Annotated in this window: 19 protein-coding genes; 4 read left to right on the top strand and 15 right to left on the bottom strand. The window is 45.7% G+C overall.

Going from position 1 to position 18,567, the window contains the following annotated elements; translation table 11 throughout:
• Nucleotide 1: 1 nt before the first annotated feature.
• Nucleotides 2-331 carry a cell division suppressor protein YneA gene (gene yneA / locus BN1002_RS08400; protein ID WP_048824550.1) on the bottom strand — a complete coding sequence of 110 codons (330 nt, stop codon included), beginning with the start codon at nt 329-331 and terminating at the stop codon, nt 2-4.
• 156 nt (nt 332-487) lie between these two features.
• Between yneA and lexA the strand changes: the two genes are divergently transcribed.
• Nucleotides 488-1,108 carry a transcriptional repressor LexA gene (gene lexA / locus BN1002_RS08395; RefSeq protein ID WP_048824549.1) on the top strand — a complete coding sequence of 207 codons (621 nt, stop codon included), beginning with the start codon at nt 488-490 and terminating at the stop codon, nt 1,106-1,108.
• Nucleotides 1,109-1,155: 47 nt separating this feature from the next.
• On the opposite strand, the gene BN1002_RS08390 is transcribed toward lexA, so the two are convergent.
• The 9 genes from BN1002_RS08390 to miaA all read right to left on the bottom strand — a co-directional run bounded on the left by BN1002_RS08390 (nt 1,156) and on the right by miaA (nt 9,789).
• The gene (locus BN1002_RS08390; RefSeq protein WP_231575095.1) at nt 1,156-1,374 is read right to left on the bottom strand and encodes a hypothetical protein; all 219 of its coding nucleotides are present in this window, start codon (nt 1,372-1,374) and stop codon (nt 1,156-1,158) included.
• Between the two features lie 704 nt (nt 1,375-2,078).
• Nucleotides 2,079-3,413 (bottom strand): type I glutamate--ammonia ligase, encoded by a 1,335-nt coding sequence (gene glnA / locus BN1002_RS08385; protein WP_048824547.1) that lies wholly within the window; start codon nt 3,411-3,413, stop codon nt 2,079-2,081.
• Between the two features lie 30 nt (nt 3,414-3,443).
• Complete coding sequence (locus tag BN1002_RS08380; protein ID WP_048824546.1) at nt 3,444-3,845, bottom strand: MerR family transcriptional regulator; 402 nt, start codon at nt 3,843-3,845, stop codon at nt 3,444-3,446.
• 192 nt (nt 3,846-4,037) lie between these two features.
• Complete coding sequence (locus tag BN1002_RS08375) at nt 4,038-5,306, bottom strand: methionine gamma-lyase family protein (protein ID WP_048824545.1); 1,269 nt, start codon at nt 5,304-5,306, stop codon at nt 4,038-4,040.
• Between the two features lie 14 nt (nt 5,307-5,320).
• Nucleotides 5,321-6,598 (bottom strand): GTPase HflX, encoded by a 1,278-nt coding sequence (gene hflX / locus BN1002_RS08370; protein ID WP_148362747.1) that lies wholly within the window; start codon nt 6,596-6,598, stop codon nt 5,321-5,323.
• 95 nt (nt 6,599-6,693) lie between these two features.
• A complete protein-coding gene (locus BN1002_RS08365) occupies nt 6,694-6,927 on the bottom strand; it encodes a glutaredoxin family protein (protein ID WP_082036178.1) in 234 nt (77 codons plus the stop codon).
• 391 nt (nt 6,928-7,318) lie between these two features.
• Nucleotides 7,319-8,266: a stage V sporulation protein K gene (spoVK, locus tag BN1002_RS08360; RefSeq protein ID WP_048824542.1), complete on the bottom strand. Its 948-nt coding sequence runs from the start codon at nt 8,264-8,266 to the stop codon at nt 7,319-7,321.
• A gap of 308 nt (nt 8,267-8,574) precedes the next feature.
• A complete protein-coding gene (gene hfq, locus BN1002_RS08355) occupies nt 8,575-8,805 on the bottom strand; it encodes an RNA chaperone Hfq (protein ID WP_043929856.1) in 231 nt (76 codons plus the stop codon).
• 30 nt (nt 8,806-8,835) lie between these two features.
• Nucleotides 8,836-9,789 carry a tRNA (adenosine(37)-N6)-dimethylallyltransferase MiaA gene (gene miaA / locus BN1002_RS08350; protein ID WP_048824541.1) on the bottom strand — a complete coding sequence of 318 codons (954 nt, stop codon included), beginning with the start codon at nt 9,787-9,789 and terminating at the stop codon, nt 8,836-8,838.
• A gap of 323 nt (nt 9,790-10,112) precedes the next feature.
• Between miaA and mreBH the strand changes: the two genes are divergently transcribed.
• Nucleotides 10,113-11,120 carry a rod-share determining protein MreBH gene (mreBH, locus tag BN1002_RS08345; RefSeq protein WP_048824540.1) on the top strand — a complete coding sequence of 336 codons (1,008 nt, stop codon included), beginning with the start codon at nt 10,113-10,115 and terminating at the stop codon, nt 11,118-11,120.
• Between the two features lie 53 nt (nt 11,121-11,173).
• Here mreBH and BN1002_RS08340 read toward each other — a convergent pair whose 3' ends face one another.
• Both BN1002_RS08340 and BN1002_RS08335 read right to left on the bottom strand, forming a co-directional pair.
• Entirely contained in the window at nt 11,174-11,809 is a 636-nt protein-coding gene (locus tag BN1002_RS08340) for an NUDIX hydrolase (RefSeq protein WP_048824539.1), read from the bottom strand.
• A 185-nt stretch (nt 11,810-11,994) separates the two neighbouring features.
• A complete protein-coding gene (locus BN1002_RS08335; protein WP_048824538.1) occupies nt 11,995-12,420 on the bottom strand; it encodes an organic hydroperoxide resistance protein in 426 nt (141 codons plus the stop codon).
• A gap of 191 nt (nt 12,421-12,611) precedes the next feature.
• On the opposite strand from BN1002_RS08335, the gene BN1002_RS23655 reads away from it, so the two are divergent.
• On the top strand, nt 12,612-12,749 hold the full coding sequence (locus tag BN1002_RS23655) for a hypothetical protein (RefSeq protein ID WP_156129704.1): 138 nt from the start codon (nt 12,612-12,614) through the stop codon (nt 12,747-12,749).
• Nucleotides 12,750-12,909: 160 nt separating this feature from the next.
• Here the strand turns inward: BN1002_RS23655 and mutL are convergent, their stop codons facing one another.
• Together mutL and mutS are read right to left on the bottom strand one after the other, a co-directional pair.
• Nucleotides 12,910-14,892, bottom strand: coding sequence for a DNA mismatch repair endonuclease MutL (gene mutL, locus BN1002_RS08330; protein ID WP_048824537.1), 1,983 nt, complete (start codon nt 14,890-14,892; stop codon nt 12,910-12,912).
• A 16-nt stretch (nt 14,893-14,908) separates the two neighbouring features.
• On the bottom strand, nt 14,909-17,527 hold the full coding sequence (gene mutS / locus BN1002_RS08325; RefSeq protein ID WP_048824536.1) for a DNA mismatch repair protein MutS: 2,619 nt from the start codon (nt 17,525-17,527) through the stop codon (nt 14,909-14,911).
• A gap of 243 nt (nt 17,528-17,770) precedes the next feature.
• Between mutS and BN1002_RS23010 the strand changes: the two genes are divergently transcribed.
• Complete coding sequence (locus BN1002_RS23010) at nt 17,771-18,211, top strand: hypothetical protein (RefSeq protein ID WP_052445624.1); 441 nt, start codon at nt 17,771-17,773, stop codon at nt 18,209-18,211.
• 52 nt (nt 18,212-18,263) lie between these two features.
• Here BN1002_RS23010 and BN1002_RS08315 read toward each other — a convergent pair whose 3' ends face one another.
• Nucleotides 18,264-18,467 carry a hypothetical protein gene (locus BN1002_RS08315; protein ID WP_048824535.1) on the bottom strand — a complete coding sequence of 68 codons (204 nt, stop codon included), beginning with the start codon at nt 18,465-18,467 and terminating at the stop codon, nt 18,264-18,266.
• Nucleotides 18,468-18,567 lie beyond the last annotated feature (100 nt).

The following is an 18,567-nucleotide window of genomic DNA, read 5'->3' as shown; positions in this document are numbered from 1 at the left end:
CCTACTCTTCCCTTTCCGCATCGGCAAGGAATGTTTCATTTCCGATTCCGAACTTTTTTACAGGAACGATCAATTCATCACCTGGATAAACTGCATCGCCCTTTAAGCTGTTATTTTTTCTTACCCAATTTATTATCTGGGATCTTTCCATACCGTGTTCCTCGGCAAGTTCTCCGGCGACCTTCCACAAGCTGTCGCCCTCTTGTATTTTTACAGTCATATATGTATCTGCATCTGCCGGCTGATCAAAAAAATGAATAGCACCCGCTGTAAGGCAGCTAACTAGTAAAAGGATTATAGCATATGAATTTCTCTTCCAAAGCTTTTTCATTTCAAAAACGCCCCCTAAGAATGTATGTTCGGTTTATTTGTCTTTATTATATTCCGAACAAATGTTTGTTGTCAACAAAAACTCGAACTTATGTTTGTATATTGAGAAGGCACATGCTATAATAAGGTAACATTACCAGAAGAGGTGTAACCATTTATGGCTAAAATATCGAAACGGCAGCAGGAGATTCTGGAATTTATCAAAGATGAAGTCAAAAGAAAGGGATATCCCCCTTCCGTAAGGGAAATTGGGGAAGCGGTCGGGCTGGCTTCCAGTTCCACTGTACACGGTCATTTGGAACGCCTAGAATTAAAAGGCCTGATCAGGCGCGATCCCACAAAGCCAAGGGCAATTGAAATTTTGGAAATGGAAGAATCATATACTCCTAAAGTCAGGGTAGTCAATGTTCCAATCGTAGGCCGCGTTACTGCCGGACAGCCTATTACAGCCGTTGAGAACGTTGAAGAGTATTTTCCGCTCCCTGAAACGATGGTTCCTTCCGACGAGCAGGTCTTCATGCTTGAAATCATGGGTGAAAGTATGATCGAAGCTGGGATCCTGGATGGTGACTATGTCATTGTCAAACAACAAAAAACTGCCAACAACGGGGATATCGTCGTCGCTATGACGGAAGAGGACGAAGCTACTTGTAAAAGGTTTTATAAAGAAAAGGATTATTTTAGGCTCCAGCCTGAAAATCCTACTATGCAGCCGATCATATTACGTGAAGTATCCATTCTCGGAAAAGTCATCGGGGTTTACAGGAGCATACATTAAAAAAAACAGGCGCTCAGCCTGTTTTTTTACTTGTTCATATATATTTGTTACCGCTCTGCAGGAGCGTCTTCCCTCGCTTGGACTCTTTCGTCATACCAAAGCTTCATATGGGTGAGGATGGTGAAAACGAGAAAAAAATTCATTGCCCATACGCCAATAAAGGGACTGATGCCACCAAACTCAATGGTCCTATACCCCTTTACGGCCATCACCAGATAAGACTCAATAAAAACAAGTATAAACCCCGCAGTGCCTGCTACAGCCATTCTTATCAATCCAATCCCCCCTTGTCCGTCAAAAGTTTGTCAAATTGTTATTACAGTATTGTGAACATAAACAATATAGCAACATTTTTAATGTGTAATCTGTTATTTTAAAAGTACAGAAAGACATCACCAGCAATCTCATCCAGCGAAATTAACCACCAGGAAAATTGCTGAGAATTACATCTTTTAACCACCTAGAAATACATCAGATAAAACATGGTGAAAATGCATCAGAATAAACCCATCGAAGGTGGATGGCATCCAGATCTACAGAATACAGCCAGAAACAGCACGAATGATGCAGCCAGAAACGTAATAATTCAGACAACAAGATATAGCATCCTGCAAAGCGAATTCTTCAACAACAGAGAGACAGCGTGTTCAGTCATCAGAGTGGCAGAGCAGCTATGTATCTGCACCATTGTCAGCTGGCATTCCCAGTGTTCCCTGCCAGCTGAAACCGCAAACCTGCATTGTAAAAATGCTGGCTATAGATGAAAACGGCCGCCCACCCCCCTTGGCGGCTGTTTGTTTGCGCTTCCTTTTATTATATACCAATTTCCACTATAAAGTTATAATGAATAGTACTATTTTCGCATGGTCCTTTTTTGCTATCTCCAGAATGAATTGGCGCATACCTACCTCGATTCGGCGCAAAACAAAAAGAACCCCCAATACCTAAGTATCAGAGGTTCCCAACTTTCCTAGTACATGCTCATATACTGTTCGCGTTCCCATGGATGGACTTGGGTGCGGAACATTTCCCATTCAATCTCTTTCGCTTCAACGAAATGTTCAATGATATGTTCCCCAAGCGCGGCAACGATGACTTCGTCTTTTTGCATAAGGTCAAGCGCATGTGCAAGGGTGGATGGCAGGTCGATAATGCCTTCTTCTTCCCTTTCTTCCTTGCTCATTACGTAAATATTGCGGTCTACCGCGTGAGGCGGCGTTAGTTTATTTTTAATGCCATCCAAGCCGGCTTTCAGCAATACAGCCATGGCGAGGTATGGGTTTGCGGCCGGGTCAACGCTTCTGACTTCAACACGGGTGCTTAAACCTCTGGAAGCCGGAATCCTGATGAGCGGTGATCTGTTTTGCGCGGACCAAGCGACATAACATGGAGCTTCGTAGCCTGGGACGAGGCGTTTATAGGAATTCACGGTCGGATTCGTTACAGCCGTGAAGCTAGTCGCATGCTTCAGGACACCCGCGATGAAATGGAATGCATTTTCACTCAGCTGAAGGTCTCCGCTTTTGTCAAAAAACGCATTTTTATCTCCATTAAACAGTGACAGGTTACAGTGCATACCCGAACCGCTTACACCAAACAATGGCTTCGGCATGAAAGTGGCGTGAAGGCCATGCTTTCTGGCAATTGTCTTTACGACAAGCTTGAATGTCTGGATGTTGTCACAAGCCGTGATGGCATCCGCGTATTTAAAGTCGATCTCATGCTGGCCAGGGGCGACTTCATGGTGGGAAGCTTCGATTTCAAAGCCCATTTCCTCCAGTTCAAGAACGATGTCCCTGCGGCAGTTTTCTCCAAGATCCGTTGGGGCTAGGTCAAAGTAGCCGCCTTTATCATTAAGTTCTAAGGATGGTTCACCGTACTGATCAAGCTTGAACAGGAAAAATTCCGGTTCCGGCCCGATATTGAAAGTGGTGAAGCCCATCTCTTCCATTTCTCCCAATATCCTTTTCAGGTTGTTGCGCGGGTCTCCGCCGAAAGGTGTTCCATCTGCGTTGTAAATATCGCAAATGAGGCGAGCGACTTTTCCTTTTTCTGCAGTCCATGGGAAGATGACCCATGTGTCAAAATCAGGATAAAGGTACATATCGGACTCTTCTATTCTTACAAATCCCTGAATGGAGGAACCGTCAAACATCATTTTGTTATCGAGAGCCTTGTCAAGCTGGGAAATTGGAATTTCGACGTTCTTAATCGTTCCCAGTATGTCTGTGAACTGCAAACGGACGAATTTTACGTTTTCCTGTTTTGCCATTTTTGTGATGTCATCTCTTGTAAACCTTGCCAAGTTGTTTCCTCCTTTAAATTAAAACCCGGATTAATTGAAAAAGCGGGACATGTCTCCGTGCCGGAAAGTTGATTGTTTATGCCGGCTACCGTGCAGCAACTCACTGCGGAGTATATTCCGCAATTCATTATCCGTTAAATCCTTTTTAGTCTTCGTGGGCTTTTCATTTTCAACAGGATCTTCCTGATGGGTGACAAGGAATAGCTCCTTTATTCCAGCCATATTGACACCTTTATCAAGCAATTCCTTGATTTCGAGAAGCCTGTCGATGTCGTTCAAGCTAAACATCCGCCTGTTTCCTTCAGTTCGTGCTGGGGAAATCAATTGATGTTCTTCATAATATCGGATTTGCCTTGCAGTCAGATCTGTAAGCTGCATGACAATCCCGATCGGAAACAGAGGCATGGAGCGGCGGATTTGGCTTCCCTCCATGATTTCTCCCCCTTTTTTTCTAACTAACAAACTGAATTATATTTTACGTCAGGTTATCTGTCAACATGATGTTAGGTTTCCTCACATATAAATTTTTATTCCCTGTCTATCAGCTCCCAAACCTCCTTTACCCCAAATTCCAGTAATCATTCATTTAAATAGCAAAAGCAGCGGAACGCTCCGCTGCTTTCATTAGAAATCAATAAGATTATTTTCCATTAGACGATCAATTGCCAAACAGATGGCCATTTTGACGTGGGCATAGGTAAGGCCGCCCTGCACATAAGCCACGTAAGGATCCCTTAACGGACCATCAGCTGTCAGTTCGATGCTCGCCCCCTGGATAAAGGTTCCTGCCGCCATAATCACATCATCCTCATAGCCCGGCATATAGGCCGGGTATGGCGTGACATACGAGTTAACCGGGGATGCATACTGGATCGCCTGGCAAAAGGAAATCATTTTCTCCCTGTCCCGGAATACAACCGCCTGGATCAAGTCCGTCCTTTTCGCATCCCATTTAGGCGAAGGCTCCATCCCAAATCGCTCTAGCATTGCGGACGTGTAGACCGCACCCTTAAGCGCTTGGCCGACGACATGGGGAGCCAGGAAAAAGCCCTGATACATTTCCTGAAGGCTATAAAGGGAGGCTCCCGCTTCCGCTCCGATTCCCGGTGAAGTCATCCGGTATGAACAGGCATCGACATATTCTTGTTTACCAACAATATAGCCGCCGGTTTTTGCAATCCCTCCGCCAGGATTTTTAATCAGCGACCCGGCCATCAAATCAGCGCCGACATGGCACGGTTCCAACTGCTCGACAAATTCTCCGTAGCAATTGTCTACAAATACAACCACATCATTCTTTATCTCTTTTACGAACCTGACCATTTCCCCAATTTCCGCCACTGTAAAGGACGGCCTTGTCGCATACCCTTTCGACCTCTGGATGCCAATCATTTTTGTATGCGGCTTGATCGCCTGCCTGATAGCTTCCCAATCTATCGAGCCATCTTTGCTTAATTCGACTGTATTATAGGAAATGCCGAATTCCTTCAGGGATCCGTTGCCAGTCCCGCGGATGCCGACAATTTCCTCGAGGGTATCATAAGGCTTTCCGGTGATGTATAGCAATTCGTCCCCCGGCCTTAAAATCCCGAAAAGTGCAATCGAGATCGCATGTGTTCCCGAGATGATTTGCGGGCGGACGAGACCTGCTTTAGCCCCGAATACATCCGCATAAATACACGCCAGCACATCACGGCCGGTATCGTCGTAGCCGTATCCTGTGGACGGGTTAAAATGGGATTCACTGACTTTATGCTTCTGAAAGCTTTGCAGTACCCTGAACTGGTTGGTTTCTACCGTTTCGTCGATTGCCCTGTGAATCGCGGCGATTTGTTCCTCCACCTCCCGGGATACTTGTTTTATTTTCGTTCCGTTCTTAAAATGCTCAAACATCTTGCTGCTCCAATCTATACCGTGAATTTTTGCAATTGGCCCGCCACTTGATGGTCCCTTGGCGCATACCCTTTGCACCTATAGACTTGTTCCTGCTCCTGGAAGGAAAGCTCCCTAAGGATTGTTTCATTTTTTAACTGTGACAGCAGTTTCCCTTCGTTTGCCGGTATGAGGACCTTGTAAGGTTCCATCATGGCGATTGCCATTTCTTCAATTTTCTTTTTCAACGCATCCCTGTCTTCTTTTTCAAAAGCAGAAATAAACGCAGTTGGCGTATCCGCGGTCGGGACGAAATCCGGATGCTTGATATCCCTTTTGTTATAAACCGTCAACTGAGGGATTTCCTTAACCTCCAGCTCTTCGAGAAGGCGTTGGACCGTTTTTTCATGGTGGAAGTAATCCGGATTGGACATATCGACCACATGCAGGATCAAATCAGCCTCCCTTACCTCCTCCAATGTTGAACGGAAAGCCGCAATCAGCGAGGTCGGCAAGTCTTGGATGAAGCCGACCGTGTCTGTAATCAGTGACGCAAAGCCGCTTGGCAAAATCATTTTTCTTGTCATCGGGTCAAGAGTCGCGAACAGCTGATTTTCCTCATACGAATCTGCCTCGGACAGCCTGTTGAACAGCGTTGACTTTCCGGCATTCGTATAACCCGCTATTGCGATCTGGAACGCCTTATTCTTTTTGCGGCGTTCTCTATACCTGTCCCTGTGCTGGACGATGATGGCGAGCTGCTGCTTGATTTCATCGATTCTTCTTCTAATGTGCCTGCGGTCCGACTCTAACTTTGTTTCCCCAGGCCCTCTCGTTCCAATACCGCCTCCGAGTCTTGATAACTCAACCCCCTGGCCGGCAAGCCTTGGAAGGATATATTGCAATTGGGCGAGTTCCACCTGGAGTTTCCCTTCCTTCGAACGCGCCCTTTGCGCAAAAATATCCAATATCAGCTGGGTCCTGTCTATGATCCTCGCATCAAGGTCCCCGCCAAGATTCCTTTTCTGGCTAGGGGATAATTCGTCATTAAAAATTACGATATCAGCTTCAAGCTCATCGACAAGCGCTTTAAGCTCTTCTACTTTTCCTTTTCCTATGTATGTGGCCGGGTGGATCCTTTCCCGCTTTTGGACAACGGAAATGAGCACTTCACCCTGCGCAGTTTCAGTCAGGGAAACTAGTTCTTCCATGGAATATTGAAAGCGAAGGTCATCGTGTTCAGTCGTTTGACATCCGACTAGGATTGCTTTTTCTTTTATTGTCTTGGCTTCCAAGTGAAACACTTCCTTCATTTCTTCTTTTTCCCATCATATCAAAACTTAAGGCAATACTCTAATCCCAATAAATTAAGCGAAAAAAAGAGGCCGGAGCCCCTTTTTCCTAAAAATTATTGCTTTACATACTGCATTAGTGTTTCCGGGTCGAATCCAAGTACCCATTGTCCATTGACTTTTGTTTGCGGAACGCCCATTTGTCCAGTCTCTTCAACCAGTTTCCGGGCAGCCACAGGATCATTTTGTACGTTTACAACCTTATAGTCCAATCCTTGAGCCTCAAGGAAGTTAGTCATCATTGTGCAATAAGGTCAGGTGTTAGTTGTAAACACGGTAATTTCATTCATTTGAAGGGCCTCCTTAATAGATGTGTAACTCTGTTTTACCTTAATTCCGCCAATTTTGCCACTAATCGGCTTAGGCGGGCTCTCTATTTTTGATTCCCTTTTTTAAAGTTTTTAATCTAAGTAGGTTTAAACAACGATTATTATTTCAACGGTAACGGGGTGGTTGATTTCTGCTCTTGGCATTTCGCTTTCCGCGGGGCGCCAGCGGAGCCTCCTCGGCATGACCGCCTGTGGGGTCTCCGCGTGCCGCTACATCGCGCAGGAGTCTACATGCCTGAGCTTCAATCAACCAGCTAAATAAATCAAAATGTGAAATTACTAAGTATGTTCTATCCAATACCCCGTTTCTCCATATCTCCTACAAAATAAAAAAAGGCCGTTTTCCGGCCTGTTACCCATCGTCCAGCACCAAGTCATTGCTCCGAAGAATCATAAGGTCATGCCTGTCATAGCTGTGTTGCAAAAGGAGCCTCATCGCTTGCGAGCGGATTGATTTTTCAATGATATTCCGGATGTACCGCCCGTTTGAAAAACCGTTTGGGGGCGTGATGGACCTTATCCAAATCAAATGGTCCCGAAGCTTTTTCTCCGCTTCACTGCTCCATGAATATTCCCGTTCCTTCACCATCCGGTCTGCAATTTCCATCAGCTGGTCGATCTTGTAGTCAGGAAAATCAATCACGAGCGGAAACCTCGAATGAAGGCCGGGGTTTAAGGAGAGGAAATAATCCATTTCCCGTGAATAGCCAGCAAGTATAAGAATGAACTCATGCTGTTTGTCTTCCATATGCTTGACAAGCGTATCAATCGCTTCTTTCCCAAAGTCCTTTTCTCCGCCCCTCCCGAGTGAGTAGGCTTCATCAATAAATAAAATGCCGCCCAACGCTTTTTTAATCAAATCTCTCGTTTTTTGTGCGGTATGGCCTATATATTCCCCAACAAGATCAGCTCTTTCCGCCTCAATCAAATGTCCCTTTGAAAGTACTTCCATTTTCAAAAAAAGCTTCCCGATCAGCCGGGCGACAGTCGTTTTGCCTGTTCCCGGGTTTCCTTTAAACATCATATGGAGCGCCTGTTTTTTCGCCTTTAAACCCGCTTCTTCCCTTTTTTTATTTATATAAATCCAGGCATAGATTTCTTTGATTGTCCTTTTCATTTCCTCCATGCCGACAAGGGTTCCAAGCTCTTCTTCAATTTCCATCAAGGCGGCATGCTCGTTTTTCGCGATTCCAGCCGGGAGAAAGGATTCGCGGGGAACCTCCGCTGGCGGTTTCCGTTTTTGGGTATTCAGGACAATGCTGATCTGGCCGTTTTCTTTCATGCGCATAGGCTGGTCCAACGTATTCACCTCTCCTAAAAAGCAGTATACGCATTCTCGGATGTATCGTTCCGTTATCTTTTTATGGAATATCCTCTATGAACCGGCAATTAGGGATAGCAACAGGAAAGAAACCCCTTCTTACAATAGTATTCATGCATTTATAAATCATTTCAGTTAAATTATCATGCCAGGGCTCATCAGCTTATCCCGTTAAGCCCAACTCCCTGCGGTTCAGCACTAATTGGCAGCCTCCCAATCATCCTGAAAAAGGCCAAAATAAAAAGGCCTGAAAGTTCAGGCCTGCTTTATCATTTTGCCAGTATGGCTCATTGTCCTTCCAAATCAAGCTGGACATTGCGCGCCGGAGCGAATGTAGAAATCGCATGCTTGTAAACAAGCTGCTGCTTTCCTTCCGATTCAAACAAAACGGTAAAGTTATCGAATCCTTTAATTTGCCCCCTGAGTTGGAATCCATTTAATAGGAACACGGTCACATTCGTGTTGTCCTTGCGAAGCTGGTTTAAGAACTGGTCCTGGATATTGATGGCTGTTTTCATATAAAAAATCCTCCTCTTTTGTCTCTACTGTTATGTATTCGATTTTACTTGCAGCTTTCCTTCAATATACTTGAAAATTTCGGCAAAAATTTTTGAATGGTCCGCTTCCACAGTCATATCATACCATTCCACGTCCATCTTATTTCGAAACCAGGTTAGCTGGCGTTTCGCGTATCGCCTTGTATTTTGTTTCAGGTTAACGATTGCAGCATCAAGGGCCGTTTCTCCAGCCAAAAACTCGTAAATTTCCTTGTAGCCAATCGCCTGAATCGACTGGCAATCCCTTAACCCCTGTTCATAGAGGTCCCTGACTTCATCAATCAGCCCTTCCGAAACCATTTGGTCCACCCGGCGATTGATCCTGTCGTATAGCTTTTCCCGGTCCATGGTCAAGCCAATGACCGCGGATTGGTATTTTTGCCTTGGCTTGCTGCCATTCCTGCTTTCTTCAAGTGGCCTTCCTGTCGACGTGACAATTTCAAGCGCCCGGATGACCCTGCGGACATTATTAGGATGCAGCTCTTCAGCAGCCTTTGGATCAAGTAAAGCCAATTCGCGATGGACTGCCTCATTGCCTTCCTCCCTCGCCTTTTTTTCAAGCTGTTCACGGAAAGAAGGATCGGCAGGCGCCTCTGAAAATTCATACTCATAAAGGACTGACTGAATATATAGTCCTGTCCCGCCAACAATAATGGGCAGTTTTCCTCTAGATGAGATTTCGGCTATTTTTTCCTCAACGAGGCTCTGGAAGTCCGCGACGGAAAACCGTTCCTCGGGATTTCTTATATCGATTAAATGATGCGGGATGCCATCCATTTCCTCTTTAGTAACTTTTGCTGTCCCGATATCCATGCCACGGTAAATCTGCATGGAGTCTCCGCTGATTACTTCGCCGTTAAAACGCTTCGCAATATCAATGCCAAGCCTGGTTTTTCCTACAGCTGTCGGGCCGATGATGGCAACTAATTTATGTAAGCTTTCCAATCCCTTTCACACTGCCCCTCCCCTGTTAGATGACACTATTATACACAATACAGCCCGCTTAACCAAAAAACATGCCAGCGCTGTAGAATTATGGTCAAAGAATATAGTGTTTATGCTTTTTTCTCTAACATTGCATAATTTTACATGTTTCTTTACATTTCGATAACGATTCCATGACAAACAGACATCTACCCACAAACCAATGGTAGTCTAATAGAAGTCTATTTAGTGAGGAGTTTTTTCTCCACCTATGCAATAAAAGGGAATGATCCGGGCTGTCCATCCTGCCTTCCGGAACTTAAAGAATGGGGGATTTATGAAAAATGTTGACGAATGCTGAAATCGGTATTGACCTTGGTACCGCCAATATTCTTGTTTATAGCAAAAACAAAGGCATCGCCTTAAATGAACCTTCGGTTGTGGCAATTGACACCGAAACAAAGACCGTCCTGGCAGTCGGTAAAGAGGCGAAGGAAATGATCGGGAAAACTCCCGGCAAAATTGTTGCCATTCGTCCATTAAAAGACGGCGTCATCGCAGACTTCGACATGACGACGGAGATGCTGACCCATATTATGAGAAAAGCATCAAAAAAAATCGGCTTGTCCATCCGCAAGCCCAATGTAGTGGTTTGCACGCCTTCTGGTTCTACCAGTGTTGAACGCCGGGCTATCCACGATGCTGTCCGGAATGCAGGCGCGAAAAAAATCCACTTAATTGAAGAACCTGTTGCCGCTGCAATCGGTGCAGGAATGCCAGTCGATGAACCGGTCGCTAACGTCGTTGTCGATATAGGCGGCGGAACAACGGAAGTAGCGATTATTTCTTTCGGCGGAGTTGTGGCCTGCCATTCTATTAGAATTGCCGGTGACCGCCTCGATGAAGACATTATTAAACATGTCAGGAACGAATATAATGTGCTGATCGGCGAGCGGACTGCCGAAATGATTAAAATGGAGATCGGCTATGCGCTTGTGGATCATCCTGAACTGAAAATGGATATCCGCGGCCGGGATCTCGTGACAGGTCTCCCGAAAACGATCACCCTATCATCCTATGAAATCCGCGAAGCTATGCGTGAAGCGCTTCTTCATATCCTCGAAGCCATCCGCGCAACACTTGAAGATTGTCCTGCGGAATTGAGTGGCGATATCGTCGACCGGGGAGTTATTTTGACAGGCGGCGGCGCGCTTATGAAAGGTATGGAGGAGTGGCTGTCCAAGGAAATTTTCGTACCGGTCCACGTCGCGGAAGAACCGTTGGAATCAGTGGCCGTCGGAACAGGCAAAGCACTTCAGTATATTCATAAACTACAGACAGTAGCGAAATAAGCATTATACAAGGGCCTCGCAGGAGGTCCTTTTTTATGCAATTAAACTAGGCGTTAAATTTCTTCTCGTCCATTCTCTTTCAAAATCCCGATAAAATGGGCGAGAATCCTCGCCGTCAATCCCCAAATAATCCGCCCCTCAAAATTATAAAAATACTCTTCCATATGCCTTGTCCGCCAATTGTAATCTCTTCCTCCAGCAACAAGGTCAAAGGGGAAACTCTCTTCCGGTTCGGCCTTGAAATGGATCTTGTAAATCTCGGGGTCCGTATCCATAAAAAAGCTAAGCGGAACAACGAAGATTTCTCCCACTTCAGCAGGATTCGGCTTCACCTTACCTGCATTATTAATAAAACCGGCATATGGATAAATGATCATGCCAAAAGGTGAAATCAGAAAATCAAGCGGAGCAACTCCGCTGATTTCCCTTTTGTCTACACCAAGTTCCTCCACGGTTTCCCTTATCGCCGCCTCCATTTCATTGCGGTCGCTGGCATCCACCCTTCCGCCGGGAAAACATATTTCTCCAGGCTGTCGGCGCATTTCCATTGAACGCACTTCAAATAAGACAGAAATCCCTTCTGCTGTTTGGATAAGCGGAAGAAGGACAGCATACTTTGAGAAATTCTCGCTTCCCAATATTTTAGGAGAATGGGCTTTTAGTTTTTTCGTAATGAATTCAGGCGTCATTGCTTATCAACTCCACAAAACCTTTAAATTGCATCTGTGCACTTCCTAATTCTTTAACAGCGTAAATGCAAGGCTCATAGTTCCTTATAAATGTACAATTAAAGGTGCTGCAGCGGCAGCACCTTTCCTCTGTAAATGATTACCCAAGTTGCTAGGCATAATCGAGCCCTTCTGAAGTCCGCAAGTTATTCGACAACTTCGAGTGTAACTTCAACATTCCCTCTCGTTGCTTTGGAATATGGGCAAAATTCATGCGCTTTCTGGACTAGTTCTTCAAGCTTGTTCTTGTCAATCCCTTTTCCTTTCACCTCAAGAACGACAGCAAGTTTGAATCCGTCATCAGACTCGTCTTTTAATAAGCTTACATTCGCGGTTACTTCGGAGTCAAACTTAATGCGCTCCTTTTTAGCCATGAGCTGCAGTGAACCGTCAAAACAGGCTGAGTAGCCAGCGGCAAATAGCTGCTCCGGGTTCGTTGCCTCAGGAAGCTCTTTCGCCCGTTGTGTGTTTGGATTCGCAATGTCAAAGTCAATTTTTCCATCGGAGGATTTTACGTGGCCTTCCCTTCCACCTACTGCTGTAACAGAAGAAGTAAACAATTTCTCACTCATTATCCCATCCCCTTTTCGGTTCATTGTCTTCTATTTTCCACTCATCTCTTAACCTTAAACACAATAGATTTCTCTCACTTGTAAGAGATTTGTCGCATTTTATCTATTCATGAAAAGGAAAAATCGTTACAATAGGAACAGCAAGCGGAAACTGCAGGCATACTTAGCGGAATATCAGGGAGAGAAGATAGTTGGGGAATTCATCAATTACGATTCAAACCGCCAAGACGGTGGTAACATCAATGGAAAACGGAGAAATCCTGAAAAATTCAGAACTGGAAGTGGGCAAGGAATATATCGTCACCATCCAACTCACGACAGTTAAATAGATTATTAGAAAAGAAGGAAACGGGACATGTAGTCTCGTTTTTTGTTTTATCGAGACAGCTATACCCAATATGGACATTACCCTTCCCAATTGGACATTACCCCCAATGTCCCGAAAAATGCTTAAAGGCTGCCCCGATTTCTCAGAACAGCCTCTCGTTTTTACATTACTCGTTTAAACATTTTTTCCATTTCGTATGAAGAAAAATGGACGATAATCGGACGCCCATGCGGGCAGGTGAATGGGTCCGAGGCGAGCCGCAGCTCGTCAAGCAATGCCTGGATCTCATCATTACGCAAATAATGATTCGCTTTAATCGATCCTTTACAGCTCATCATGATGGCCGCTTCTTCCCTCAGCTTCTTAATATCGACCTTCTTCATGGACAAAAGCTGCTCAATCATTTCCTCAATGATTTCCTGTTCCTCGCCATGCGGCAACCATTGTGGATGGGAACGAATGATAAAGCTGTTCGGCCCAAAATCCTCTAGGAACACGCCGACTTTCTCCAGTTCATCTTTATATTCATTGATTTTCAGGCATTCATCTGTTGAATACTCGAACGTGAGCGGAACTAGCATGTCCTGAAGCTCGTTTTCCACCTGTCCGACCTTTTCCCTGAAAAATTCATATTTAATCCGCTCTTGGGCAGCATGCTGGTCGATGATGTAAAGGCCGTTTTCATTTTGGGCAAGGATATAAGTACCGTGCATTTGCCCAATCGGATACATCCCCGGCACTCTTTCCGCCTGCCCTACGCTTTCGGAACCAGCTGTTTCCATTCGGCTTGCGTCACTGCCCAAATCATCCGGTACTTGTCCCAAGTCCGAAGGCTCTTCTTTTGGCAAAAGTATTTCTTTTACCTGGCTGGGAAAACTGGCCCATTCGGCCTCCGATTTCCTTGGCGGAATTCCCCGGCTGCCTTCAGTACTACCGGCAATGCGGCTGCTAATTCCGGGACGGGATACCACTACAGTAGAAGGCTCTTCATAGCGTGATACAGCTTCATTCCGCTCCTCAGTACGAACAGGTTGTCCCGCTCGCTCTTCGTTTGCCTGTGAATTGGCTGACACAGCCGAAGAGCCATCAAGTTCCAAAGACGTTTGCTCCGATTTTGGTTTTTCCGTTTTAAGCGGCTTAGCCCCCGATGGGATCAACTGCCTTTTCTTAAACGATGCGGCTATCGTGTTCCTGACGAGTTCATAAAGTTCCGCTTCCTTGCTAATCCTCACTTCCATTTTGGAAGGATGGACATTGACATCAACAAGGATCGGGTCCATTTCTATATTCATCAGCACAATCGGGAAACGGCCAATCGGCAGCAGCGTGTGATATCCTTCCATCACTGCTTTCGCAAGGCCGTAGTTTTTGATAAACCGGCCGTTAATCATCGTTGAAATGTAATTTCGTGAAGCCCTGGTCACCTCGGGCAGTGATGCGAATCCGCTAATCCGGTAATCAAGTGAGCGGCCTTCAATCGGCACGAGCATCTTCGCAATTCCCATACCGTAAATGGCCGCGAGCACCTGGCGGACATCTCCGTTCCCATTTGTGTGGAGAAGTTTTTTGCCGTTATGGATCAGCCTGAAGGACACTTCTGGATGAGATAAAGCCAACCGGTTTACGAGGTCGCTAATATTGCCAAGTTCAGTATGAATCGTTTTTACATATTTCAGGCGGGCCGGCGTATTGAAAAAAAGGTCGGTCACGATGATATCGGTGCCCCTGCGGCTTGACGCCTTTTCAAAGACGGTTTCCTTTCCGCCTTCAACAACAATCCTCGTGCCGGCTGATTCCCCTGTCGATGTCTTCATCTCCAGCCGGGAAACGGAAGCGATACTGGGCAGGGCCTCGCCCCGGAAACCTAGCGTACGGATCCGGAATAAATCGGCTTCATCTTTAATTTTGCTTGTCGCATGTCGGTGAAACGCTTTGGTTACGTCATCTTCCTCAATGCCGTCCCCGTTATCGGTAATTCTGATTTTTGCCAGGCCCGCTTCTTCCACTTCAATCTCAATAATGGTACTGCCCGCGTCAAGTGAGTTCTCTACAAGTTCCTTGACCACAGAGGCAGGACGCTCGACCACTTCCCCGGCGGCTATCTTATTCGACAAAGCGTCATCAAGCTGAATGATTTTTCCCAATTCGCCCACCTCCCGGCTAGTTTCTTATTTTTTTCTGCAGCTCATGAAGCACATTGATGGCCTGCAATGGCGTTAAATTCAAAAGATCCAACTCACGTAGTTTTTCAATCACTTTATTTTCTTTTGCACCAAGGTCAGATTTTTTCTTTTGAACAGGTTCATCAAAAAATGAAAGCTGTGAAGGGCTGGCCGCAACCGCCGCTTTCTCCTTCACTTCCGAAGTTCCATCTGGAAGGACAGGAACCGGCTTGCCAATTGGAGCGTCTTCAAGTGACGAAAGAATTTCACTCGCACGGACAATCAGTTCCTTAGGAAGGCCTGCCAGCTCAGCGACATGGATCCCGTAGCTTTTATCCGCGGGTCCCTCTTTTATTTTATGAAGGAAAACAACCTTGCCATGATGCTCAATTGCACTGACATGAACATTACGTAGTCTTTCCAGCTCATCTTCCAGGACTGTCAATTCATGATAATGGGTAGAGAACAACGTCTTCGCGCCAATCCGGTCATGGACATGCTCGATGATCGCCTGGGCGAGTGCCATCCCATCGTACGTGGAAGTGCCGCGCCCGATCTCGTCAAAAAGAATCAGACTGTCCTGGGTTGCATTCGCAATCGCGTTTTTTGCCTCAAGCATTTCGACCATGAAAGTACTTTGGCCGGAAACGAGGTCGTCCGCCGCACCAATCCTCGTAAATACCTGATCGAAGATAGGAAGCACTGCCCTGTCTGCCGGTACGTAGCAGCCGATTTGAGCGAGGATCGCGGTAAGTGCCACTTGGCGCATATACGTACTTTTACCGGACATGTTCGGACCGGTAATCAGGAGAATTTCCCGATTTTCATTCATCGCGCAGCCATTCGGGACATACTCTTGTGAGTCGAGAACTTTTTCAACGACTGGATGGCGCCCCTCTTCGATGAGAATCTCCCTGGACTCCGAAAATTCAGGTTTAACGTATTTCCGCTCTTCACTGACTTCCGCGAAACTTTGCAAGACATCGATCTCACTGACTACTTTTGCCAAGGCCTGCAGTCGTGGAATTTCCTCCTTAATCCGGTCACGGATTTCGCAGAACAGGTCATACTCCAGTTCCCCGCATTTCTCTTCCGCTTCAAGGATGAGCGCTTCTTTTTCCTTAAGGGCGGGAGTAATGAACCGTTCGGCGTTCGCCAACGTCTGCTTCCGCTCATATTGGCCTTCCTCAAGAAGGTGAAGATTCGCCCTCGTTATCTCGATATAATAGCCGAAAATTCGGTTATAGCCGACTTTTAGAGACTTGATTCCTGTCTTTTCCCGCTCGTCCCTCTCAAGTTGGGCAATCCAAGTCTTCCCATTACGGCTTGCATCCCGATACTGGTCAAGCTGTATATTATAGCCATCGCGAATGATATTTCCCTCTTTTACAGATAACGGAGGGTTATCGACAATCGCCTGCTCAAGCAGGTCGACTATTTCTTCACAATGATCCAATTTCTCCGAAAGTGCCTTCATCTCTTCGCCGGTAATACGGCTAAGGATTTCGTGTAGCGCAGGGATTTGCTGAAGGGAACGGAGCAGCTGCTTCATATCCCTTGCATTAACGTTGCCGAATGCCACCCGGCCGGCAAGCCGCTCAAGGTCGTACACTTCTTTCAGGCATTCCTGAAGTTCCTTCCGCTCAAAATAAAAGTCCTTGAAATGCCCGGTTAGCGCAAGCCGGCGCTCAATTTCATCACGGTCGATTCTCGGCCTGCCGACCCACTGTTTCAGGAGCCTGCCGCCCATTGCCGTCTTCGTTTCATCTAGAAGCCATAACAGCGAACCTTTTTTCCCTTTTGACCGGATTGTTTCTGTCAGTTCCAGGTTGTGCTTGGAAAAATAGTCAATTTTCATGAACTGGTGAACCTGATAGATCGTGACTGGCTGAAGATGGGTCAAGCTCCGCTTTTGAGTTCGATATAAATAGTTGAAGAGCCTGGCGGCTGTAACCTTCAATTTCTCTTGGTTCAATGCTTCTGTGAGCCCTGCAAAAGCCGGATCCGGTTCAGTTTGTTCCTCGTAAGAAATAGCCAAAATTCCCCGCTCCTGCATTTTCTTTTGAAAAGTATCTTCAAGGCGCGCTGAAATGACAACCTCCTTCGCCCCAAGGACTGAAATCTCATTCAGAACCTCATCGTCCTTCGCCGGGAGAAGTGTAACCCGGCTTTCGCCGGTCGATAAATCTGCGTAGCCAAATCCATAGGTCCCATCGGAAAAACGGGAGATAGTCGCCAGATAATTATTTTCTTTTTCATGCAGACTGCGGCCTTCCATCACTGTTCCGGGCGTAATCAATTGAATGACCTCGCGGCGGACGACACCTTTCGCCTGCTTCGGGTCCTCAGTTTGTTCACAGATCGCCACTTTAAAGCCCTTCTCTATTAGACGTTCAATATAAGTGGGTGCGGAGTGATAAGGAACACCGCACATAGGAATACGTTCCTCAGTGCCGCCTTCCCTGCTCGTCAAGGTAATCTCAAGTTCCTGCGAGGCTTTTAGAGCATCATCAAAGAACATTTCGTAAAAATCGCCAAGGCGGAAAAATAAAAAGGCATCCTGGTACTCTGCCTTTATTTTTAAATATTGTTGGATCATCGGCGTATAAGCTGCCATATTAGCCTCCAAAATTACATTTATTATGTATTGTATTTCGAGTTCCTTCGACACACTATTATATCATAATTTCTATTCCTTCCCGGATTGGAAAATACATTTCCTTCATTTTGCAGGGCAAAATAAGCTGAAAAAGAAGAAAAACCGTTCATTTGTTTATATTTTCAAATTTCGGGGAAATATTTCAATAGATTGGAAGGTTGGCCAAAAAGAGATAGTATGACTGATTTCGGGAGGGTTGTTATGAAATATTCTGATGTGAAAGTTATTTATTTGTTGGAAAACCGTTTTGTACCCGGAAGGACGGTCCAGCCTGTCCTCTATTATCCCGGTGCGTTAAAAGAAGAGACAATTGAGAACGAAAGAGACTTGATCCACAAATGGGGCAGCGGTGTGTCAGGATATTATCGCAACCACCGGGCCAGTCATGAAATACTTGGAGTTATGCAGGGAAGCGCCGCGCTTGAACTCGGCGGCGAACGGAAAGTCCAACTCGAAGTTAAGTCAGGCGATCTCATTGTATTTCCTGCGGGCACTGAAAAACGGAAGGTATCGGCAAGCCCCGATTTTCAGGCTGCCGGCTTGGAAACAGATGATTCTGTTGAGGAAAGTCAATGGTATGCGGAAGTGCCATTTTACGGAAGCCGCGACAGCCAGTATTATCAACTATCGTTTAACTTTTAACCATAATAGAAAATAGCAGCTCCGATTGGGGCTGCTTTTGCATGAATGACGGTTAGTCAGAAAAGTATTCTTCAAATTTGGCTTTATCCGTCTGTTCTTTGTTTTCGTAGTAAGGATTGTCCTCAGTTGGAGTATCCGGATCCAGATTGGTTTTTATGACGAGCATTGGCCCTTTTGGCTTTTCAGCAATCATTCTGTCTTCCAATTCTTTAAAATCGGGCATTCTTTCATTTCCTGGCTTATTTGGTTCAGTCATGCTTCCACCTCCTATCTCTATCTTTCCTGCCAGAACCACGTTTATGTAAAACTTTTGATTTTAACACATTTGTGAACCATTGAGCATTTTGCCCACTTTT

The organism is Bacillus sp. B-jedd (assembly GCF_000821085.1).
In the GTDB taxonomy this organism is placed as follows: domain Bacteria; phylum Bacillota; class Bacilli; order Bacillales; family Cytobacillaceae; genus Bacillus_D.
This window is presented reverse-complemented; position numbering and strand designations above follow the sequence as displayed.

Coding starts and splice junctions, on each gene's coding strand:
- yneA (WP_048824550.1), bottom strand. CDS start 331: ATGAAAAAGCTTTGGAAGAGAAATTCATATGCTATAATCCTTTTACTA.
- lexA (WP_048824549.1), top strand. CDS start 488: ATGGCTAAAATATCGAAACGGCAGCAGGAGATTCTGGAATTTATCAAA.
- BN1002_RS08390 (WP_231575095.1), bottom strand. CDS start 1,374: ATGGCTGTAGCAGGCACTGCGGGGTTTATACTTGTTTTTATTGAGTCT.
- BN1002_RS08380 (WP_048824546.1), bottom strand. CDS start 3,845: ATGGAGGGAAGCCAAATCCGCCGCTCCATGCCTCTGTTTCCGATCGGG.
- BN1002_RS08375 (WP_048824545.1), bottom strand. CDS start 5,306: ATGTTTGAGCATTTTAAGAACGGAACGAAAATAAAACAAGTATCCCGG.
- hflX (WP_148362747.1), bottom strand. CDS start 6,598: ATGAAGGAAGTGTTTCACTTGGAAGCCAAGACAATAAAAGAAAAAGCA.
- hfq (WP_043929856.1), bottom strand. CDS start 8,805: ATGAAAACAGCCATCAATATCCAGGACCAGTTCTTAAACCAGCTTCGC.
- mreBH (WP_048824540.1), top strand. CDS start 10,113: ATGTTGACGAATGCTGAAATCGGTATTGACCTTGGTACCGCCAATATT.
- BN1002_RS08340 (WP_048824539.1), bottom strand. CDS start 11,809: ATGACGCCTGAATTCATTACGAAAAAACTAAAAGCCCATTCTCCTAAA.
- BN1002_RS08335 (WP_048824538.1), bottom strand. CDS start 12,420: ATGAGTGAGAAATTGTTTACTTCTTCTGTTACAGCAGTAGGTGGAAGG.
- mutS (WP_048824536.1), bottom strand. CDS start 17,527: ATGGCAGCTTATACGCCGATGATCCAACAATATTTAAAAATAAAGGCA.
- BN1002_RS23010 (WP_052445624.1), top strand. CDS start 17,771: ATGAAATATTCTGATGTGAAAGTTATTTATTTGTTGGAAAACCGTTTT.
- BN1002_RS08315 (WP_048824535.1), bottom strand. CDS start 18,467: ATGACTGAACCAAATAAGCCAGGAAATGAAAGAATGCCCGATTTTAAA.